The organism is Variovorax sp. LjRoot84, from assembly GCF_964254305.1.
Taxonomy (GTDB): domain Bacteria; phylum Pseudomonadota; class Gammaproteobacteria; order Burkholderiales; family Burkholderiaceae_C; genus Variovorax.
On sequence record NZ_CAXUTE020000001.1, the window covers coordinates 3,850,034 to 3,867,434 of the forward strand.

20 protein-coding genes are annotated in these 17,401 nt (G+C 67.6%); 9 read left to right on the forward strand and 11 right to left on the reverse strand.

The window, feature by feature from the left end:
* The first annotated feature begins 101 nt into the window (after positions 1–101).
* Complete coding sequence (locus tag ACSQ9I_RS19080) at positions 102–1,013, forward strand: LysR substrate-binding domain-containing protein (RefSeq protein WP_436294518.1); 912 nt, start codon at positions 102–104, stop codon at positions 1,011–1,013.
* On the opposite strand, the gene ACSQ9I_RS19085 is transcribed toward ACSQ9I_RS19080, so the two are convergent.
* The gene (locus ACSQ9I_RS19085) at positions 983–2,401 is read right to left on the reverse strand and encodes an MFS transporter (protein WP_436314112.1); all 1,419 of its coding nucleotides are present in this window, start codon (positions 2,399–2,401) and stop codon (positions 983–985) included. The two genes, ACSQ9I_RS19080 and ACSQ9I_RS19085, sit on opposite strands and share 31 nt — an antisense overlap.
* A gap of 268 nt (positions 2,402–2,669) precedes the next feature.
* Here ACSQ9I_RS19085 and ACSQ9I_RS19090 point away from each other — a divergent pair, with 268 nt between their 5' ends.
* A complete protein-coding gene (locus ACSQ9I_RS19090) occupies positions 2,670–2,897 on the forward strand; it encodes a CDGSH iron-sulfur domain-containing protein (RefSeq protein ID WP_093112001.1) in 228 nt (75 codons plus the stop codon).
* A 158-nt stretch (positions 2,898–3,055) separates the two neighbouring features.
* On the opposite strand, the gene ACSQ9I_RS19095 is transcribed toward ACSQ9I_RS19090, so the two are convergent.
* From ACSQ9I_RS19095 to phaC, 4 genes are all read right to left on the reverse strand, one after another.
* The gene (locus ACSQ9I_RS19095; protein WP_436304592.1) at positions 3,056–3,796 is read right to left on the reverse strand and encodes a Mut7-C RNAse domain-containing protein; all 741 of its coding nucleotides are present in this window, start codon (positions 3,794–3,796) and stop codon (positions 3,056–3,058) included.
* A 31-nt stretch (positions 3,797–3,827) separates the two neighbouring features.
* Positions 3,828–4,307: an aminoacyl-tRNA deacylase gene (locus ACSQ9I_RS19100; protein WP_436294521.1), complete on the reverse strand. Its 480-nt coding sequence runs from the start codon at positions 4,305–4,307 to the stop codon at positions 3,828–3,830.
* Between the two features lie 153 nt (positions 4,308–4,460).
* The gene (locus ACSQ9I_RS19105) at positions 4,461–5,639 is read right to left on the reverse strand and encodes an acetyl-CoA C-acetyltransferase (RefSeq protein ID WP_436304593.1); all 1,179 of its coding nucleotides are present in this window, start codon (positions 5,637–5,639) and stop codon (positions 4,461–4,463) included.
* A 40-nt stretch (positions 5,640–5,679) separates the two neighbouring features.
* Entirely contained in the window at positions 5,680–7,404 is a 1,725-nt protein-coding gene (phaC, locus tag ACSQ9I_RS19110; protein WP_436314113.1) for a class I poly(R)-hydroxyalkanoic acid synthase, read from the reverse strand.
* Between the two features lie 112 nt (positions 7,405–7,516).
* Between phaC and ACSQ9I_RS19115 the strand changes: the two genes are divergently transcribed.
* Positions 7,517–7,813, forward strand: coding sequence for a hypothetical protein (locus ACSQ9I_RS19115; protein ID WP_093111991.1), 297 nt, complete (start codon positions 7,517–7,519; stop codon positions 7,811–7,813).
* Here ACSQ9I_RS19115 and pgeF read toward each other — a convergent pair.
* Both pgeF and maiA read right to left on the reverse strand, forming a co-directional pair.
* Positions 7,745–8,491 (reverse strand): peptidoglycan editing factor PgeF, encoded by a 747-nt coding sequence (gene pgeF, locus ACSQ9I_RS19120; protein WP_436314114.1) that lies wholly within the window; start codon positions 8,489–8,491, stop codon positions 7,745–7,747. The two genes, ACSQ9I_RS19115 and pgeF, sit on opposite strands and share 69 nt — an antisense overlap.
* Positions 8,488–9,126 (reverse strand): maleylacetoacetate isomerase, encoded by a 639-nt coding sequence (maiA, locus tag ACSQ9I_RS19125; protein ID WP_436315782.1) that lies wholly within the window; start codon positions 9,124–9,126, stop codon positions 8,488–8,490. Before maiA ends, pgeF begins: the two co-directional genes overlap by 4 nt.
* Before the next feature lie 104 nt (positions 9,127–9,230).
* Between maiA and ACSQ9I_RS19130 the strand changes: the two genes are divergently transcribed.
* From ACSQ9I_RS19130 to ACSQ9I_RS19150, 5 genes are all read left to right on the forward strand, one after another.
* Positions 9,231–9,932, forward strand: coding sequence for a fumarylacetoacetate hydrolase family protein (locus ACSQ9I_RS19130; protein WP_436314115.1), 702 nt, complete (start codon positions 9,231–9,233; stop codon positions 9,930–9,932).
* 93 nt (positions 9,933–10,025) lie between these two features.
* A complete protein-coding gene (locus ACSQ9I_RS19135; RefSeq protein WP_436314116.1) occupies positions 10,026–10,577 on the forward strand; it encodes an NUDIX hydrolase in 552 nt (183 codons plus the stop codon).
* Positions 10,574–11,044, forward strand: coding sequence for a CreA family protein (locus ACSQ9I_RS19140; protein WP_093111983.1), 471 nt, complete (start codon positions 10,574–10,576; stop codon positions 11,042–11,044). The genes ACSQ9I_RS19135 and ACSQ9I_RS19140 overlap by 4 nt, the downstream gene beginning before the upstream one ends.
* 15 nt (positions 11,045–11,059) lie before the next feature.
* Entirely contained in the window at positions 11,060–12,853 is a 1,794-nt protein-coding gene (locus tag ACSQ9I_RS19145; RefSeq protein ID WP_436314117.1) for an ABC transporter ATP-binding protein, read from the forward strand.
* A gap of 62 nt (positions 12,854–12,915) precedes the next feature.
* The gene (locus ACSQ9I_RS19150; RefSeq protein WP_436304599.1) at positions 12,916–13,428 is read left to right on the forward strand and encodes a murein hydrolase activator EnvC family protein; all 513 of its coding nucleotides are present in this window, start codon (positions 12,916–12,918) and stop codon (positions 13,426–13,428) included.
* Here ACSQ9I_RS19150 and ACSQ9I_RS19155 read toward each other — a convergent pair.
* Both ACSQ9I_RS19155 and ACSQ9I_RS19160 read right to left on the reverse strand, forming a co-directional pair.
* Positions 13,425–15,047, reverse strand: coding sequence for a phospholipase D family protein (locus tag ACSQ9I_RS19155; RefSeq protein ID WP_436314118.1), 1,623 nt, complete (start codon positions 15,045–15,047; stop codon positions 13,425–13,427). The genes ACSQ9I_RS19150 and ACSQ9I_RS19155 overlap by 4 nt on opposite strands.
* Positions 15,037–15,474 (reverse strand): DUF1810 domain-containing protein, encoded by a 438-nt coding sequence (locus ACSQ9I_RS19160; protein ID WP_436314119.1) that lies wholly within the window; start codon positions 15,472–15,474, stop codon positions 15,037–15,039. The genes ACSQ9I_RS19155 and ACSQ9I_RS19160 overlap by 11 nt, the downstream gene beginning before the upstream one ends.
* A gap of 119 nt (positions 15,475–15,593) precedes the next feature.
* Here ACSQ9I_RS19160 and ACSQ9I_RS19165 point away from each other — a divergent pair, with 119 nt between their 5' ends.
* Positions 15,594–15,863, forward strand: a complete 270-nt coding sequence (locus ACSQ9I_RS19165; protein WP_436314120.1) for a hypothetical protein — start codon at positions 15,594–15,596, stop codon at positions 15,861–15,863.
* On the opposite strand, the gene ACSQ9I_RS19170 is transcribed toward ACSQ9I_RS19165, so the two are convergent.
* Both ACSQ9I_RS19170 and ACSQ9I_RS19175 read right to left on the reverse strand, forming a co-directional pair.
* Positions 15,838–16,398 (reverse strand): NADPH-dependent FMN reductase, encoded by a 561-nt coding sequence (locus ACSQ9I_RS19170; RefSeq protein ID WP_244504133.1) that lies wholly within the window; start codon positions 16,396–16,398, stop codon positions 15,838–15,840. The two genes, ACSQ9I_RS19165 and ACSQ9I_RS19170, sit on opposite strands and share 26 nt — an antisense overlap.
* A 52-nt stretch (positions 16,399–16,450) precedes the next feature.
* The gene (locus ACSQ9I_RS19175; RefSeq protein WP_436314121.1) at positions 16,451–17,320 is read right to left on the reverse strand and encodes an intradiol ring-cleavage dioxygenase; all 870 of its coding nucleotides are present in this window, start codon (positions 17,318–17,320) and stop codon (positions 16,451–16,453) included.
* Positions 17,321–17,401 lie beyond the last annotated feature (81 nt).

The window sequence follows — 17,401 nt, forward strand, 5'->3', positions numbered from 1 at the left end:
CCACGCCCAGACCCGCATGGTGGCCATGGCGGCTCCTGCGCGCAATCTTCGATTTCGAGACGGAGCCTTCAGAATTTCCGAAGGCTTGCTAGGATGCACCCATGCATTTCGACCTGACCGACCTGCGTCTTTTCGTCGCCGCGGCGGAGCTGGGCAGCCTCACGCGCGCGGCCGAACGCCAGCACCTGTCGCTGGCCGCAGCCAGCGCGCGCATCAAGGCGCTGGAGGCGCAGTCCGGGCTGGCGCTGCTGTCGCGCGAAGCGCGCGGCGTGCGCCTGCTGCCGCCGGGCGAGGCCTTTCTCCACCACGCGCGACTGATGCTGCACCAGGCCGGGCAGCTGCGTTCCGAACTGGCCGAGTACGGCGAGGGCCTGCGCGGTCATCTGCGGGTGTTCGCCAACACCACGGCGGTCAGCGATTTCATGCCCGAGATCCTGCCCGGCTTCCTGGCCCGGCACCCGCGGATCAACATCGACCTTCAGGAAAAACCGAACACCCAGATCCCGCACGGCGTGCTCGACGGCCGCGCCGACATCGGCATCGTCGCCGGGCGCGTCGACACGCTGGGGCTGGAGGCGATCCACTTCAGTACCGACCGGCTGGTGCTCGTGACCTCGCGCAAGCACCGCTTCGCGCGGCGCCGTCGCATCGCCTTTGCCGAGACGCTGGACGAGGACGCCGTCGGCATGCAGCAGGGCAGCACGCTGCACGCCTTCCTGGCGCAGATCACTGAAAGCCTGGGCAAGAGCCAGAAGCTGCGCATCCAGCTCGGCGGCTTCGATGCCATGTGCCGCATGATCGGCAGCGGCGTGGGCATCGGCGTGGTGCCCGAGTCGGCCGCGCGCCGCAATCTCGAGAGCATGCGGCTCGCGTTGATCGAACTCAGCGATCCGTGGTGCGTGCGCGAGCGCTACCTGCTGGTCCGCGACCGCGCCACGCTTCCCACCTATGCGCAGGCCCTGGTCGATACCCTCTGCGCGCACTACGCGGCGCAAGACGCCTCTGCCGGCTGAGGCGCACGCAGCAGCCGCTGGAACAGCGCCGCCACCGCCAGCGCGAGCAGCAGCAGGTAGACCGTCGAGGCGACGAAGGCGAGCCGCGGCTCCGTCCAGCCCGCGTAGAACAGGATGCCGATCAGCGCCACGCCGAGCGAGTTGCCGACCTGCTGCACGGTGGAAGCCACGCCGGCCGCCACGCCCGCATGGGCCGCGGGCACGCTGGCCAGCACCGCCGACATCAGCGGCGCGATGATCATGCCGAGCCCTGCCCCCTGCAGGCACAACACCGGCAGCAGCCAGGCCACCGCCCCGCTGCCGGGGTGCGTCAGCACGACCGCGATCATCAGCCCGTGTCCCGCGGCCAGCAGCAAGGCGCCGATCGCGATCGTTTGCGGACCGAGCCGAGCGGCCAGCTTCTTCGCCGTCATCGAGGTCGCGAAGAAGCCCACCGCAAGCACCGTGAAGACCAGGCCCGAGGCCAGAGCCTCGAGCCCGAGGATCTGCTGCAGGTAGAGCGCGAGCACGAAGTAGAACGATGCATTGCCGGCAAAGAACGCGAGCGTCACGCCCAGCCCGATAACGAAAGCCGGCAGGCGGAACAGCGCCGGCGCGATCAGCGGATTGCCGCCACGCTGCTCCAGCCGGCGTTGATGCAGCGCCAGCCCGGCGATCAGCGGCAGCGCGACGATCAGCGTGAGCACGCTCCACAGGGGCCAGCCCTGCTGCCGGCCTTCGACCAGCGGCCACAGCACCGCGGCCAGTGCCAGCGCGACCCACAGCGCGCCGGGCACGTCGAGCCGGCTGCGCGCCTCGGGCGCGAAAGGCGGAATAAAGCGCAGGCCGAACAGCAACCCGGCCAGGCCGATCGGCACATTGATGAGAAAGCATATCCGCCAGCCCAGCTGCGCGAAGTCGGCATGGATCAGCAGCCCGCCCACCAGCTGGCCGAGCACCGCAGCCAGGCCCAGCGCCACGCCGTAGGCGCCGAAAGCCTTGGCGCGCGCCTCGCCGGTGAAGACCAGGCCCAGCATCGCCAGCACTTGCGGCTGCAGCAAGGCGCCGGCCAAGCCCTGCACGATGCGCGCCGCAATGAGCGTCGTCGTGCCCTGCGCCAGGCCACAGGCGGCCGAGGCAAGCGTGAACAGCAGCAGGCCCAGCATGAACATGCGGCGGCGTCCGAACAGATCGCCGAGCCGCCCGCCGGTGATGAGCCCGGCCGCGTTCGCGAGGCCGTAGCCTGCGACCACCAGCTGCAGGGCGCTGTCGCTGGCCTTCAGGTCATGCTGGATCGACGGCAGCGCGACGTTCACGATGAAGAAATCGAGCACCACCATGAAGGTGCCGCTCAAGAGCAGCAGCAGCGTGGGCCAGCCGGAGCGAGGGACGGGAAGAGCGGATGTCATGGGGCCACTCTCGCGCGCGGCGCGCGGCGCCGCAATGACCTCCAAGGTCAAGTCGCGCAGGCCCCTTTGTCGGCAGCCATGGTTTGCGCGCGTTGATGCTCGATCAGACTGCGCTGATAAGTCCGAGTTGCTGCTGGGCCTTTACTCCATCGTCCTAAGTAGGACGCGATCTTCGGAGCTTGAGCGGTGAGTATCAGGCGGTTGTCCCGGGCAGCGCGGACTATACTGAGTTGATCGTTTTGCCGCTTCTAACCCGTCGGAGGCAATCATGACAAGACTGGTGATGCGCACGCGCAGCAAACCCTATCCAGTGACCATTGGCGGCGAGACGAAATTCATCTGCGGCTGTGGCCTGTCGGCGACCCAGCCCTTCTGCGACGGTACGCACAAGCAGACTCGCGACGAGAAAGAGGGGACGATTTGCTGGTACGACGCCGACGTCGGTCGCAACGAAGTCGCAGATGCGTTCCCCAACATCCGCATCCCGAGCGAATAGTTGTCCCGGGGACCCCTCGTTTTCAGTGCAATAACTGACGGTACGCAAGGCCAGTGCCCGACCACAGCCATCGAGCCAGTCGGCGGGCTGCCGATCATGGTCACGAAAGGCCCTATCCGGTGGCTACGAGGTCCGTGACGTTCCGAGCGCTGTCGCCATCACTCCGCCAGCAACCCATCCACCATAACGCGCATGCGCTGCCAGTGCGAACCCTCCCAGAACACGCGACGGCAAACATCGCATACGCTAAAACGTTGGTAGCGCTCGCGCACCGCCGGTGGCAGCGTCGACGTGACCAGCGCCTTGTCGATCCCATGCAAGGGCGTGTTGCAGTTCAGACACAGCGTGAACGGCCGCGCACCACGCGCCAGGTCGAGTCGATCGAAGATCTCGCGCAACTGCTCGGCCGATCGCAAGGCATGCACGTAGCAGCCATGCGTGATCCCACGGCGCTTGAGCAGCTCCCGATCCCGCGTCAGCACGATGCGCCCCTGCGCTACAGCGATACGCTCGATCTCTTCGTCGCGGAAATGGTTGTCGTACAGGGTATCGAACCCGGTCATGCGCAGCAGGTGAGCGAGCCCGCCCAGATGCGCATCGGCGACGAAGCGCGTGACGCGCAGCGCATGCTCGCGAACGCGCAGCAGCGGCGTGACATCGAGCGCTTCGAACTTCGGAAACACGGCGACCCGATCGCCATCGCTCAGCAACACCCCGAATCCGGCCGACTCGCCGTTGACCAGCACCAGCTCGACCTCGGTGTGCGGCACACCGAGCGCCTCGATCATGTGCTTGGCGGTCGCCGCCCGCGCGCACGTGCAGGAGAACTCGTGCCCGCGCCGCTCGCGTGCCAGAAAGTCGTTCAGCTCCTCGTAGAACCGGAAGGTCGCAGTGACCATTGCCAGCCAATGACGGCTTCCGACATCGCACTCAATGCGTCGGCGACTTGCAGAAATTCCCGTGCGGCTGAGCGCGCATCAGCTCGTGAAACTGCTCGCGCGACATCCGCAGCAGCCGCTCGTGATCGCCGCCTTCCATGTAGACGACGTCGCTGGTCTCGAGTTCGTCGTCGACGATGGTCTGGATACCCCAGGCCATGCCGATCGGCGGTATCGCACCGGGTTCGCAGTCCTCGAACAGCGTCGCAACGCGGGCTTCGTCGGCCAGCCTCAGCCGGTGGCGGCCGAGTATGCGGGAGAACTCGCCCAGCATGACCATCTTGTCAGCGGGAACGACGGCCATCACGCAGCCCGTTTCGTCCTCGAGGATGACCGATTTGGCCAGTTGACCCGGAGGAACATGGGCGTTGTGAGCCGTCTCCGCGCTGGTGCGGCTGTGCTCATGCATGCAAACCTCGTAGCGTGTGCCGCGCTGTTCGAGGTAGTCGGACAGATGCGAAGGAATGGACATGGCATGCTCCTTGTGCGAAGCCACGGGCCCTGGTTCGAACAGCGGCTCGGCATGCTCGGCCCGGCCGTCTCCTCAGTTTGCTCCCGGCGCCAGCGGATCGCAAGTGAAAGCGCCGCGTGTTGCGCGGCGCTTTCAGGGGTGGTGATGGACGCTTCAGCGTTCGATCGTGAGCGCCACCCCCATGCCGCCACCGATGCACAGCGAGGCGATGCCCTTCTTCGCGTTCTGGCGCTGCATCTCGTGCAGCAGCGTCACCAGGATGCGGCAGCCGGAGGCACCGATCGGGTGGCCGATGGCGATGGCGCCGCCGTTCACGTTGACCTTGTTCACATCCCAGCCCATCTCGCGGTTGACGGCGCAGGCCTGCGCGGCGAAGGCCTCGTTGATCTCGAGCACGTCGAGGTCCTGCGGCTTCCAGCCGGCGCGCTGCAGCGCCTTGGTCGAAGCAGGCACCGGGCCCATGCCCATGAAGGCCGGGTCGAGGCCGGTGCTCGCGTAGCTCGCGATGCGGCCGAGCGGTTTCAGGCCCAGCGCGGCCGCCTTCTTCGCGGTCATCACCAACACGGCGGCGGCGCCGTCGTTCAGGCCCGAGGCATTGCCCGCGGTCACGCCGCCGGCCTTGTCGAAGGCCGGGCGCAGGCCGGCCAGGCCCTCGGCGCTGGTCTTGCGATTGATGAACTCGTCCTGGTTGAAGACCAGCGGATCGCCCTTCTTCTGCGGGATGTTGACGGCGACGATCTCGTCCTTGAACTTGCCGGCGTCCTGCGCGGCGGCCGCCTTGGTCTGGCTGCCGAGCGCGAGCTCGTCCTGCGCGGCGCGGCTGATGTCGTACTTCTTGGCCACGTTCTCGGCCGTGATGCCCATGTGGTACTGGTTGTAGACGTCCCACAAGCCGTCGATGATCATCGTGTCGACCAGTTTCCAGTCGCCCATGCGCTGGCCGTTGCGCGAGTTGGGCAGCACGTGGGGCGCCAGGCTCATGCTCTCCTGCCCGCCCGCGACGACGATCTCGCTGTCGCCGGTGGCCACCGCCTGCGCCGCCAGCATCACGGCCTTGAGGCCCGAACCGCACACGGCATTGATGGTGAGCGCCGGCGTTTCCTTGGTGATGCCGCTTTTCACGAGCGCCTGGCGCGCCGGGTTCTGGCCGGCACCCGCCGCCAGCACCTGGCCCATGATGACTTCGCCGATCTGGTCGCTGCCGACCTTGGCGCGCGCCAGCACCTCCTTGATGACGATGGCGCCGAGCTCGGTGGCCGAAATCCCGGCCAGCGATCCGCCGAACTTGCCGACAGCGGTACGTGCGGCTGAAACGATGACGATGTCTTCCATGGTGTGCTCTCCGAGGCTGCTATTGAAAAAAAAGTGAAGTTCAGGCTTTTGCCTTGACGTAGCGACCGGGCGCCGGCTCGATCGCCTTGTAGGCGCTGCCCTTGCCGTAGGTCTTGGGGGCAGGGATCTGCTTGCCCGCATGGGTCTTGAGCCAGGTGGACCAGTCGGTCCACCAGCTGCCGGGATGCTCGGTCGCGCCGGCCAGCCATTCGGCCTGGCTCTTCGGCAGCTTGCCGTCGGTGCGGATCCAGTGGCTGCGCTTCTTCTTGGCCGGCGGGTTGATCACGCCGGCGATGTGGCCCGAGGCGCCCATCACGAAGCGCTTCTTGCCCGACAGCACCTGCGTCGAGGCGTAGGCGCCGCCGATCGGCACGATGTGGTCTTCGCGCGAGCCATAGATGTAGACCGGCGCCTCGATGCGACCGAGGTCGATCTTCTCGCCGGCCACGGTGAGCGCGCCGGGCTGGGCCAGCTTGTTCTCGTGATAGGTGTTGCGCAGGTACCAGCAGTACATCGGGCCCGGCAGGTTGGTGGCGTCGCTGTTCCAGTAGAGCAGGTCGAAGGGCGGCGGGGTCTCGCCCTTCAGGTAGTTGCCGACCACATAGTTCCACACCAGATCGTTGGGCCTGAGGAAGCTGAAGGTCGAGGCGAGCTCGCCGCCCTGCAGAAGGCCGCCCTGGCCCATCTGCATCTCGCGGAACTGCACGAAGCCCTCGTCGATGAAGATGTCGAGCACGCCGGTGTCGACGAAGTCGAGCAAGGTGGTCAGGAGCGTTACGGACGCCGCCGGCTGCTCGCCGCGCGCCGCCAGCACCGCCAGCGCGGTCGAGAGGATGGTGCCGCCGACGCAGAAGCCCAGCGTATCGATCTTCCCGCCCTTCTTGTCCTGGCCGGTGATCTCCCGCGTGACCTGGATCGCCTTGATCGCGGCGTCCTCGATGTAGCGGTCCCAGGTGTACTGGGCCATCGATGCATCGGGATTGCGCCAGCTCACGACGAACACGCGGTGGCCCTGCTCCACCGCATAGCGGATCAGCGAGTTCTCGGGCTGCAGGTCGAGGATGTAGAACTTGTTGATGCAAGGCGGCACCAGGAGCAGCGGCCGCTCGTAGACCTTGGCGGTGAGCGGCTTGTATTCGAGCAGCTGGAACAGCTCGTTCTCGAACACCACGGAGCCTTCGGTGGTCGCGACGTTGCGGCCGACCTCGAAAGCGCTTTCGTCGGTCATGCTCAGGTGGCCCTGCTGCACGTCGTGCAGGAGATTCTGGATGCCCTTGGCGATGCTCTCGCCCTGCGTGTCGAGGGCTTTCTTCATCGCCTCGGCGTTGAAAGCGAAGTAGTTGCTGGGCGCCGAGGCGGCCGTCCACTGCTCGACCGCGAAGCGAAGGCGGGAGCGGGTTTTCTCGTCGGCTTCGACGGCCTCGGCCATGCCGAGCAGCGTGCGCGTGTTGAGCAGGTAGACCGCCGCCGAAAAGGCCGAGACCGGATTGCTGCCCCAGGCCTCGCCCGCAAAGCGCCTGTCGCCGCCGGCGCGGGCCGCGAGGTCCTGGCGCCACAGCTCGGTGGCCTCTTCAACGTACTGCTGCTGCAACTGCTGCAGTTTCTCGGTGGACAGCGAGAACTTCGGCATCTCCCACGGGGCGCCCGCGTTGCCGCCGGCGCCGAGCGACTGGAAGGATTCGAGCGCCTTCCCCCATCCTTGGGTCAGCGCCTGCTGGAAGGGCGCGAAACTATCGGCTGCCGCGGCCTGTTGTTCTGGTCTCATGACGTCTCCTGGTTCCTCGCCTGACTCGCCTCATGGCAACGGGTTTTGAGTATGCTGCATTCGCAGGGGCCCGACCAGCAAGCCCCGCTATACCTTCCTGAAACAATCGTCTATGCACCTCGTCGTCATCGCCTGGCTGTATGTCGCCCTGATGATGGCGGTCGCAGAAGCCACCAACACCACCGGCACCGTGCTCGGCGCGGTCTTCACCTTTCTACTCTACGGCTTGGCGCCGGTGGCACTGGTGGTTTACCTGATGGCCACGCCGGCACGGCGGCGGGCGCTTCGCGAACGCGAAGCGGCCGAACGCGAAGCCGCGATCCGGGCTGGCGCGAACGCTTCAGCCGCGCCAGATGCAGGCCGCGAAACGCCCGCTGACGCGGTCCCGCCGGTGCGAGAAAAAGAGTAACGGGTTGTGCACCGTGCACCAAGCCTCGGAGCTGTCGTTGCCGTGGAGCTGCGTCAAGCCGGCCGCACGCAGGCGCTGGCGGGCCAGGCCGGCCAGGTCGGCCAGCCATTTGCCGGGTTGTCCAGCGGACTTGAAGCATCGAGCGGCTTCAGGGGCGCCGGCATCGAAGGCCGCCTTCACCTCGTCGCCGACCTCGAAGGCATCGGGCCCGATGCAGGGCCCGAGCCAGGCCATGAGCCGGTCGTCCGCGCCGAAGCTCTCCACCGTCCGTTCGAGCACCCCGGCCGCCAAGCCGCGCCAACCCGCATGCGCGGCGGCCACGCGTCGGCCTTGTTCGTCGGTGAACAGCACCGGCAGGCAATCGGCGACCATGATCGTGCAGGCCACGCCGCTGGCGCTGGTGGTGCAGGCGTCGGCGGCCTCGCCATCCGGCGTGGACGCATCGAGCGGCAGCAGCTGCGTGCCATGCACCTGCCGGAGAAACACGGCCCGCGCGCCGATGGCCTGGCGCAGAAGCGCCCGGTTGGCTGCCACATCGGCCGGTGCATCGCCGACGTGATCCCCGAGGTTCAGTCCGCGGTAGTTGCCGCCAGAGACTCCGCCTCGGCGCGTGGTGCACAGCGCATGCACGCCAGCCGGCGCTGGCCAGTCGGGCACCAGCCAGTCGGCAGCGTTCATGCTTCTGCGTCGGGGCAGCGCGAGGGCTGGGCGCGCTGGAAGGCATCGAGCTGCATGCAGGCCTCGAAGGCCGCCATGGTGCGCGGCAGGCCGCTGAAATCGCAGTCGAAGCGCTGGCCGTTGAAGACCTGCGGCACCAGGCAGCAGTCGGCCAGCGTGGGCGTGCTGCCCCAGCAATAGAGGCCGGCGGGATGCTGCGCGAGCTGGCGTTCGAAGGCCAGCATGCCCTCGCGCACCCAGTGGCGATACCACGCGTTCTTGGCCGCCTCGTCGAGCTTGAGCTCGCGCACCAGGTACTTGAGCACGCGCAGGTTGTTGAGCGGATGGATCTCGCAGGCGATCGACTGCGCCAGCGCCCGCACGCGCGCGCGGCCCACCGGATCGTGCGGCAGCAGCGCCGGTTCGGGATGCACTTCGTCCAGGTATTCGATGATCGCCATCGACTGCGACAAGCGCTCGCCCTCGTCTTCGAGCAGCGGGACCAGCATGTCGGCCGAGATGGCGGAGAAGGGCCCGGTCTTGTGCTCGCCGCGCGCGATGTGCACCGGGATGTAGTCGTAGTCGAGGCCCTTGAGGTTCAGCGCGATTCGTACCCGGAACGAGGCCGAGGAGCGGAAGTAGGAATGAAGCTTCATCATGGTGTGAAGCATAGCCCCGGCCCCGGGGGGGTGCCAAACCCGGGCAGCGCGCCCGGCCCTCTGGCACACTGCCGCTTTCGCTGAAAAGGACGTTTTTCCCCATGGCTTCCGAATACGTTTTCACGCCGCCGCCGGTGGTCTCCATTCCCGTGGTCGGCCAGGCAGCCCGCTTCCCCGTGCACCGCATCTACTGCGTGGGCCGCAACTACGAAGAGCATGCGAAGGAAATGGGCTTTACCGGCCGCGAGCCGCCCTTCTTCTTCATGAAGCCGGCCGACGCCGTGGTGGTGGTCGCCGCCGGCGAGACCGGCACCATGGCCTACCCGACTCTCACCAAGAACCTGCACCACGAGATCGAGCTGGTGGCGGCCATCGGCACCGGCGGAAAGAACATCCTGGCGGCCGATGCCCACAAGCACATCTTCGGCTACGCGGTCGGCCTGGACATGACGCGCCGCGACCTGCAGGGCGAGATGAAGAAGCAGGGCCGCCCCTGGGACATCGGCAAGAGCTTCGAGCAGAGCGCGCCGATCGGCCCGATCGTGCCGGTGGCGCAGGCCGGCGATGTCGAGAAGGCCGAGATCTCGGTGCAAGTCGGCGGCAAGGACCGCCAGCGCAGCAACGTGAGCAAGCTGATCTGGAGCATCGCCGAGACCATCGAGCACCTGTCGGCCGCCTGGGAGCTCGCGCCCGGCGATCTGATCTTCACCGGCACGCCCGAAGGCGTGGCCGCGGTGGTGGCCGGCGACACGATGGTCGGCGAGATCACCGGCCTGCCGGCCCTGACTGTCAAAGTCATCTGAAGCAATGGGCTCCCACGCTCATCACTTCGTGTATTCGCTGCCCCCCGAGGGGGCGCAGCCCGCCCTTGGGGCGGCCCGGCGCGCGGGCTGAAGATGCTCCTGCGCGTCCCCATCAAGCATTGCAAGAACTGCGGGACCGCGGTGGTCTACCGCCTGCCCGACGACGGCGACACCAAGGAGCGCGCCATCTGTCCGGCGTGCCATACGGTGCACTACGAGAACCCGCTGAACGTGGTCGGCACCATTCCCGTGCTGGGCGAACGCGTGCTGCTGTGCAAGCGCAACATCGAGCCGCGCTGGGGCAAGTGGACGCTGCCGGCCGGCTTCATGGAACTGGGCGAGACCACCGAGCAGGGCGCGGCGCGCGAGACCGACGAGGAAGCCGGCGCCGAGTACGAGATGGAAGGCCTGTTCGCGGTGATGAGCGTGGTGCGCGTGGGCCAGGTGCATCTCTTCTATCGCGCACGGCTCCTGAGCGAGAAGTTCGATCCGGGCCACGAGACCCTCGAGGCCAGGCTCTTCACCGAGGCAGAGATTCCCTGGGAGGAGATCGCCTTCCGCACCGTTCGCGCGGCGCTGGAGCACTACTTCGAAGACCGGCGGCGCGGCAGCTTCGACCGCGTTCACACGCTCGACATCGTATGAAGCATCCTCTTCTCGCACTGTTGTGCTGCGCCGCGCTGGCCGCGAGTGCGCTGGCCGAACCGGTCGGCGAGGTCGACACCGCCTTCAAGCTGATCGGGCCGGACCACAAGATCGTGGTCGAGGCCTACGACGACCCCAAGGTGAGCGGCGTGACCTGCTATGTCTCGCGCGCCAAGACCGGCGGGCTCTCGGGTGCCTTCGGCCTGGCCGAGGACAAGGCCGAGGCCTCCATCGCCTGCCGCCAGGTCGGCCCGGTGCGCGTGACCCAGCCTTTGCCGAAGCGCGAAGAGGTCTACAGCGAACGGCTGTCGATCCTGTTCAAGCGGCTGCGCGTGGTGCGCATGGTCGATCCGGCGCGCAACACCCTGGTCTACCTCACCTACTCCGACCTGCTGATCGACGGTTCGCCGAAGAACAGCGTGACCGCGGTGCCGATCGACCGGGGCACGCCGATCCCGCTGAAGTAGCGGCGGCCGCCTGGCATGAGCGTTGCAGCTGCACCGGGCCATGCGATGGGCGCCATGGGCGAGCTCTACGGCGCGCTGTGGCGCCATGCCGAGGGCAAGCGCGGGCAGCTGCTCGGCGCGACCGCGCTGCTCACCGGCTCCCAACTGCTACGGCTCACGATGCCGTGGCTCGCGGCGCAGGCCATCAATGCGCTGCAGACCGGCGACATCGCGCGCTCCGGACGCTGGATCGCGGCGCTGGCGGGGATCTACGTGCTGTCGTGGGTTGTCCACGGCCCGGGGCGCATCCTCGAGCGCAACGTGGGCCTGCGCGTGCGCGAGGCGCTGGCCGATGCGCTCTATGCGCGCATCGCCGCCGCGTCGCTCGCCTGGCACGACGGACACCATTCGGGCGAGCTGCAGCACCGCGTGCACCAGGCGAGCCGCGCCTTGTCGGACTTCGCGCAGAACCAGTTCATCTACCTCACCAACATCGTCAACTTCATCGGGCCCTTGATCGCGCTCACGCTGCTCTCGCGCACCAGCGGCGCGATGGCGATCGCGGGCTACGTGGTGATCGCGATCGTCATCGTGCGCTTCGACCGCGCACTGATGCGGCTGGCCCGCGCCGAGAACGATGCCGACCGGCGCTACGTCGCGGCGCTGCTCGACTTCCTGGCCAATGCCTCGACCGTGATCGGCCTCCGGCTCTCGGCCGCCTCGCGCTTGCTGCTGGGCCGGCGCATGGCGGCGATCTCGGCCCCGCTCAAGCGCACGGTGGTGCTCAACGAGGGCAAGTGGTTCTCGGTCGATGTCATGGGGCTGGCGCTGACCTGGGGCCTGGTCGTGGTCTACGTCTGGCAGTCGCGCACGCCGGGCCAGACGGTGATGCTGGGTGCGGTGTTCATGATCTACCAGTACGCGCAGCAGGCCGCGAGCGTCGTGACCTCGATGGCGGCCAACTTCAGCTTCTTCGCGCGCATGCACACCGACTACGGCAGCGCGGCGCCGATTTGGCAGGCGCCGTCGCGCGCGGACGACCTGACGCAGGAACGCATCGATCGCGATGCAGCCTGGCGCACGCTGCAGGTCGACGGACTGGTCTGGAACTACCGGCCGCGCGGCACCGAGGCGGTCACCGAGCATGTGCCGAGCGGCCTGCACGAGCTCGCGCTCATGCTGCGGCGCGGCCAGCGCGTTGCGCTCGTCGGGCCCAGCGGCGGCGGCAAGAGCACGCTGCTGCGCGTGCTGGCCGGGCTGTATGCGCCGCAAGGCGGCACGCTGGCGATCGACGGCGAGCCCACGGCCTGGCCGCGGCTGCGCAGCATCGCGACCCTGATCCCGCAGGAGACCGAGGTGTTCGAGGCCAGCGTGCGCGAGAACCTGGGCTTCGGCCAGCCACTCGATGACGATGCGATCCGGGCCGCGCTGCATGCCAGCACCTTCGACGAAGTGCTCGCGGCCACACGCGGCGATCTCGACACGCCGCTGTCCGAACGTGGCTTCAATCTGTCCGGCGGGCAGCGGCAGCGCCTGTGCCTTGCGCGCGGCGTGCTGGCCGCGAAAGGCAGCTCGCTGCTGCTGCTCGACGAACCGACCAGCGCGCTGGATGCAGCGACCGAAGGCCGCGTGCTGGAGCGCATTGCGGCGGCCTTTCCCGAGGCCTGCGTGATCGCATCGGTCCATCGGCTGAGCCTGCTCGAGCGCTTCGACACCGTCGTGCTGATGGAAGCCGGCCGCATCGTCGATGCCGGCGCGCGCGCGGCGGTGCTGGCGCGCCAGCCGTCGCTCCAGGCGCCGGCCTCGCCCTCGGCGCGCGCACCGTGCTAAAAATGCGCCTCGGCCCGGATCCCGGTGGAACCCTTGGCGCCGAATCCGTTCCAAAAAAAGCCATGCCATCCAAGACCCTCGCTCTCCGCACCGGCCTCGTCGCTCTTGCAGTCGCCGGCCTCGCCGCCTGCTCGACGACACCGCTGCCTACGCCGCGCGCCGGCCAGCCCAACGTTCCCAGCAATCCGGCCCCACAAGCCCAGGCCGCCTTCATCCGACCGGCGGCGGGCCCGACGCTCTCGCGCTTCGACGGCAAGCGCAACAAGGGCCTGGACATCGCCGGCAGCATGGGCGATGCAGTGCTCGCCTCCGCCGACGGCCGCGTCGTCTATGTCGGCAGCGAACTGCGCGGCTACGGCAACATGGTGATCGTGAAACACAACGAAACCTACCTCACCGCCTACGCGCACGCTCAGAACATCCTGGTAAAGGAAAAGGACGTGGTGCGCCAGGGCCAGAGAATCGCCGAGATGGGCATGAGCGGCGCCGACCGCGTGAAGCTGCATTTCGAGATCCGCAAGCAGGGCGTGGCGGTCGATCCCGAGCCCTACCTCAGCGGACGCTTGATGCCCTAGAGCAAGCTCTCCGGCACCAGCGGCGCGAAAAACTCCAGCTTCAGGCGCGAGCCGAAGTCGGTTTCGGGCTCCTCGTGGAAGACGAGATCGGGGCCGCCGTCTTCCGACGGACTCACCCATTCGATCTTGCCGCTGTCCCCCATCCGGACGCGGTAGGCCGCGTCCATGGTGATGAAGCCGATCAGGCTGGTGAGCTGCGCCGCAATCTGCGGGCTGTAGATGAACAGGCCGAGTTCGGTGTTGTGCAGATCGGAGCGCGGATCGAAATTCAGCGAGCCGAGGAACACCGCCTTGCCGTCGACCACCGCCGACTTGCCGTGCAGGCGCCCGGCGGCCGAGCCGAAGACGCCGAAGCGCTTGGTCTGCTCGACCCACTTGGGGCTCAGTTCGTAGAGTTGCACGCCGACCTTGACCAGTTCGGGCCGGTAGCGGCGGTAGCCCAGGTGCACCAGCGATTCGTCGGTGGCCGCGAGCGAGTTTGTCACGAGCGTGAAGCGCACGCCGCGCTCGCGCAACAGGCGCACCGACTCCATGCCGCCGCGGCCCGGGATCAGGTAGGGCGTGGTGATCAGCGCCTCGCGCTCGGCCGAGCGAACCAGGCGGCGCACGTTGTACAGCACGCCCTCGGGCGCATCGGCCGTCACGCGCGGCCGGTCCTCGCGCGGGCCCAGTGCCTTGTGCGGCGCGTCGGCGTAGGCCTCGGCCCGCGCCCAGATCAGCGCGAGCTCGCCCTCCTCGAAATCCTCGCCCAGCGCCCGATAGCCCAGCAGGTCGCGCTCGATCGGTGCCGAGGGCATCCAGATGGCAGCGTCCCAGGTCATCTCCTCGAAGCGCTCGCGCAGTTGCCGCAGCGAGCCGCCGACGGCCGCCAGCGACTGGACGGGATACACGTAAGGGCTGTTCCAGTAGACGTCGAACAGCGAGGAGAGCCTCGGGACCACCGCGCCCGTCACCAGCGTATCGATGTCGATGAAGTTCGATCCGGCGTCGCGCAGGAAGTATTCGTTGGCGATGTTGCGCCCGCCGACCACCGCCATCGCGTTGTCGGCGACGAAGAGCTTGTTGTGCATGCGGCGATGGATGCGGTCGATGTCGAACAGCGAGGCCGCAAGCCGCGTGCCGAGGCGGTCGCGTCCTGCCGGGAAGGGATTGAACAGGCGCACCTCCACGTTCGCATGGGCGCCCAGGCCGGCCAGCAGCTCGTCGGCGCCGGCGGTGTAGAGGTCGTCGATGAGAACACGCACGCGCACGCCGCGCTCGGCCGCGTCGCGCAGGGTGCGCAGCAGGTAGCGGCCGGTCTCGTCGTTCTGCACCAGGTAGTACTGGATGTCGATGCTGCGTTGCGCGCGGCGCGCGAGTTCGAGGCGTGCATGCATCGAATACGCCGGCATCGGCAACAGCCGGAAGCCGCTCAGTTGCGCGTCGGGCGCGCCCTTGGCGGCCATGCGCGCGAGCGGCGTGTCCGCCGTATCGGCCAGGGCGAAGGACGGCGGACGCTCGACGATCGCCGGAAGGCCGGCACAGCCCGTGACGAGAAGCGCGAGCACGATCGAAACGAGCCACGCGCCCACCCTGCCCCAGCCGCCTTGCGCCCGCCGCATCGAAGGATCAGCCGCCATGGCCGCGCTCGATCAGGGACAAGGTCCCCTGATCGGACCGGCCATCGAAGTACTTGTGCAGGCAGTCGCGGAACACCGCCTGCGACGGGTCGGCCTGGAGAAACAGCGTCATCGACGACCAGAACTTGAGATCGTCCGGCGCGCCGAAGATTTCGCCGATCGTGCGCCCCTGCACGGCCAGCACCAGCGCGCTGCATTCGCGCAGGCGCGGCCCGAGCAGCGGGTGCGCGAGGTAGGCGTGCGCTTCGTCCAGCGATGCGATCGCGTAGTGGCGCGCCATCTCGCTGCGGCCGAGGCCCGCCAATTGCGGAAAGACGAACCACATCCAGTGGCTGCGCTTTTTGCCGTCGCGCAGCTCGTCCCGGACGCGGTCGATCACGGCGTCCTGGGCATCGACGAAACGCTGCAAATTGAAGGGATCGTTCATGGGCAACAGGGACTCTCTGTAGGCGCTTTCTTTCTCCAGGTGGCGAAGTATGCCGCGCGGTTTTGCAATCGCAACGGCATGAAATCCATGCACACGAAAAAGAGAACCCAGAGACTTTCATGAACTGCGAAGCAATCCATTGCACCGAGACGAAAACCGTCCGGTTCGCCATCTATCCCGACGGCCTCGACGGCCCCCGCATCATTGCCCACATCTCCGAAGCCGCATTGCGCGGCCTGTCTCCAACCCTCGATGGCGACCTGACGGAAACCTGCGAGAACTACTTCGACTGCATCGAGGCCAAGGCCCTGGAGCGCTACCGCGCCGCGCCCTCCGCGCCCATCGTGCTGGACGCGACCGACGTCAGCTCATGCGCTTTACTGCACTGATCCACTTGTCGAAGGCGCGCATCTGGTCGCCGACGAACTTGCGGGTCGTCTCGTCGGTGCACTGGCCTGCCGCGTCGAACTTGGCGCCCGCGCCGCCGATGAACACCTCGGGCTTCGCCAGCACCATGGCATTCATGAACAGCATCACGCGGCGCAGGTCGTACTGAACGCGCGCGCCGCCGACCGGGCCGGGCGAGGCCGAAAGAATGGCCACCGGCTTGTGCGCGAAGGGCTGGTCCTCGCCGCGGCTCACCCAGTCGAGCACGTTCTTGAACACGCCCGGTATCGAGAAGTTGTATTCGGGCGTGGCGATGAGCACGCCGTCGGCGCGGCGGATGCGTTCGCGCAGCGCCAGCACGGCCGGCGGAAGGCCCCTGGCCAGTACGTCGCCGTCGAAGGGCGGTATTTCGCGCCATTCGATGGCGTCCATGCGCATGCTGTCCGGCATCAGCGATGCGGCCAGGTTCAGCGCCATCCGGTTGACCGAGTCGGCGCGCAGGCTGCCGCAGAGGCCGACGATATCCAATGTGCTCACGATGATTTTTCCTGCTGGTTGTGGAAGCTGGATTTGAACAGCGAAGCCGTCTTCATGCAGCCGCTACGGGATTCAGGATGAAATCGAAGTCGAGGGTGTAGTACGGCACCTCGCTGATCCCGCCGTCGGGCGTGGTGCCGGGCGGATGCTCCAGCCAGTCGGCGATCAGCGACCGGCGCACGCCGAAGACGGCGTCGGAGTCGAGGTAGCTGTCGCCGTCGCGGAACACGTGCGTGATCAGGCGCTCGAAACCCGGCGCGGTGATCATGAAGTGCAGGTGGGCGGGCCGCCACGGATGGCGCCCCAGCGCATCGAGCATGTGGCCGACCGGCCCGTCGTGCGGGATCGGATAGGCCTCGGCGCGTATCGACTTGAAATGGAAGTGCCCCTCGGCATCGGCATGCAGGGTGCCGCGGGCGCGGTGGCCGTGCTCGCCGGAATACTGCACGTCGTAGAGACCGTCGGCATCGGCTTGCCAGACCTGCAGCTGCGCATTCGGCACCGGTGCGCCGTCGAGTCCGAGGACGCGGCCGCGCACGAAGCAGGGCTCGCCCCGCGCGCCATTGGCCACGTCGGCCCCGAGCGGATACTCGGGCGAGCCTTCGACGTGGAAGGGTCCGAACACGGTGGATTCGGTGCATTCGCGCGGCTTGCGGTTGTTGAGCGCCGTCACCAGCATCGACAGCCCCAGCGTGTCCGACAGCAGGATGAACTCCTGCCGCTTGTCGTCGGTGATGTGGCCGACTTCGGTCAGAAACTTGATGCCCGCAAACCACTCGGCCTCGGTCAGCCGGATGTCGCGCGCAAAGGCATGCAGGTGCTGCACCAGGCTGGTCATCACTTCGCGCAGCCGCGGGTCGGCGGCACCCGTGTGACGTGCCAGTACGGCCTGGGTGATGGTGTCTTCATCGAGGTTGCGCACGCGGGTCTCCTTGAACGTTCGGGCCGGACTATGGCATTGCGGCGCCACGCAAGGAAGGAGCTTGGCGGAAAACTGTTTTGC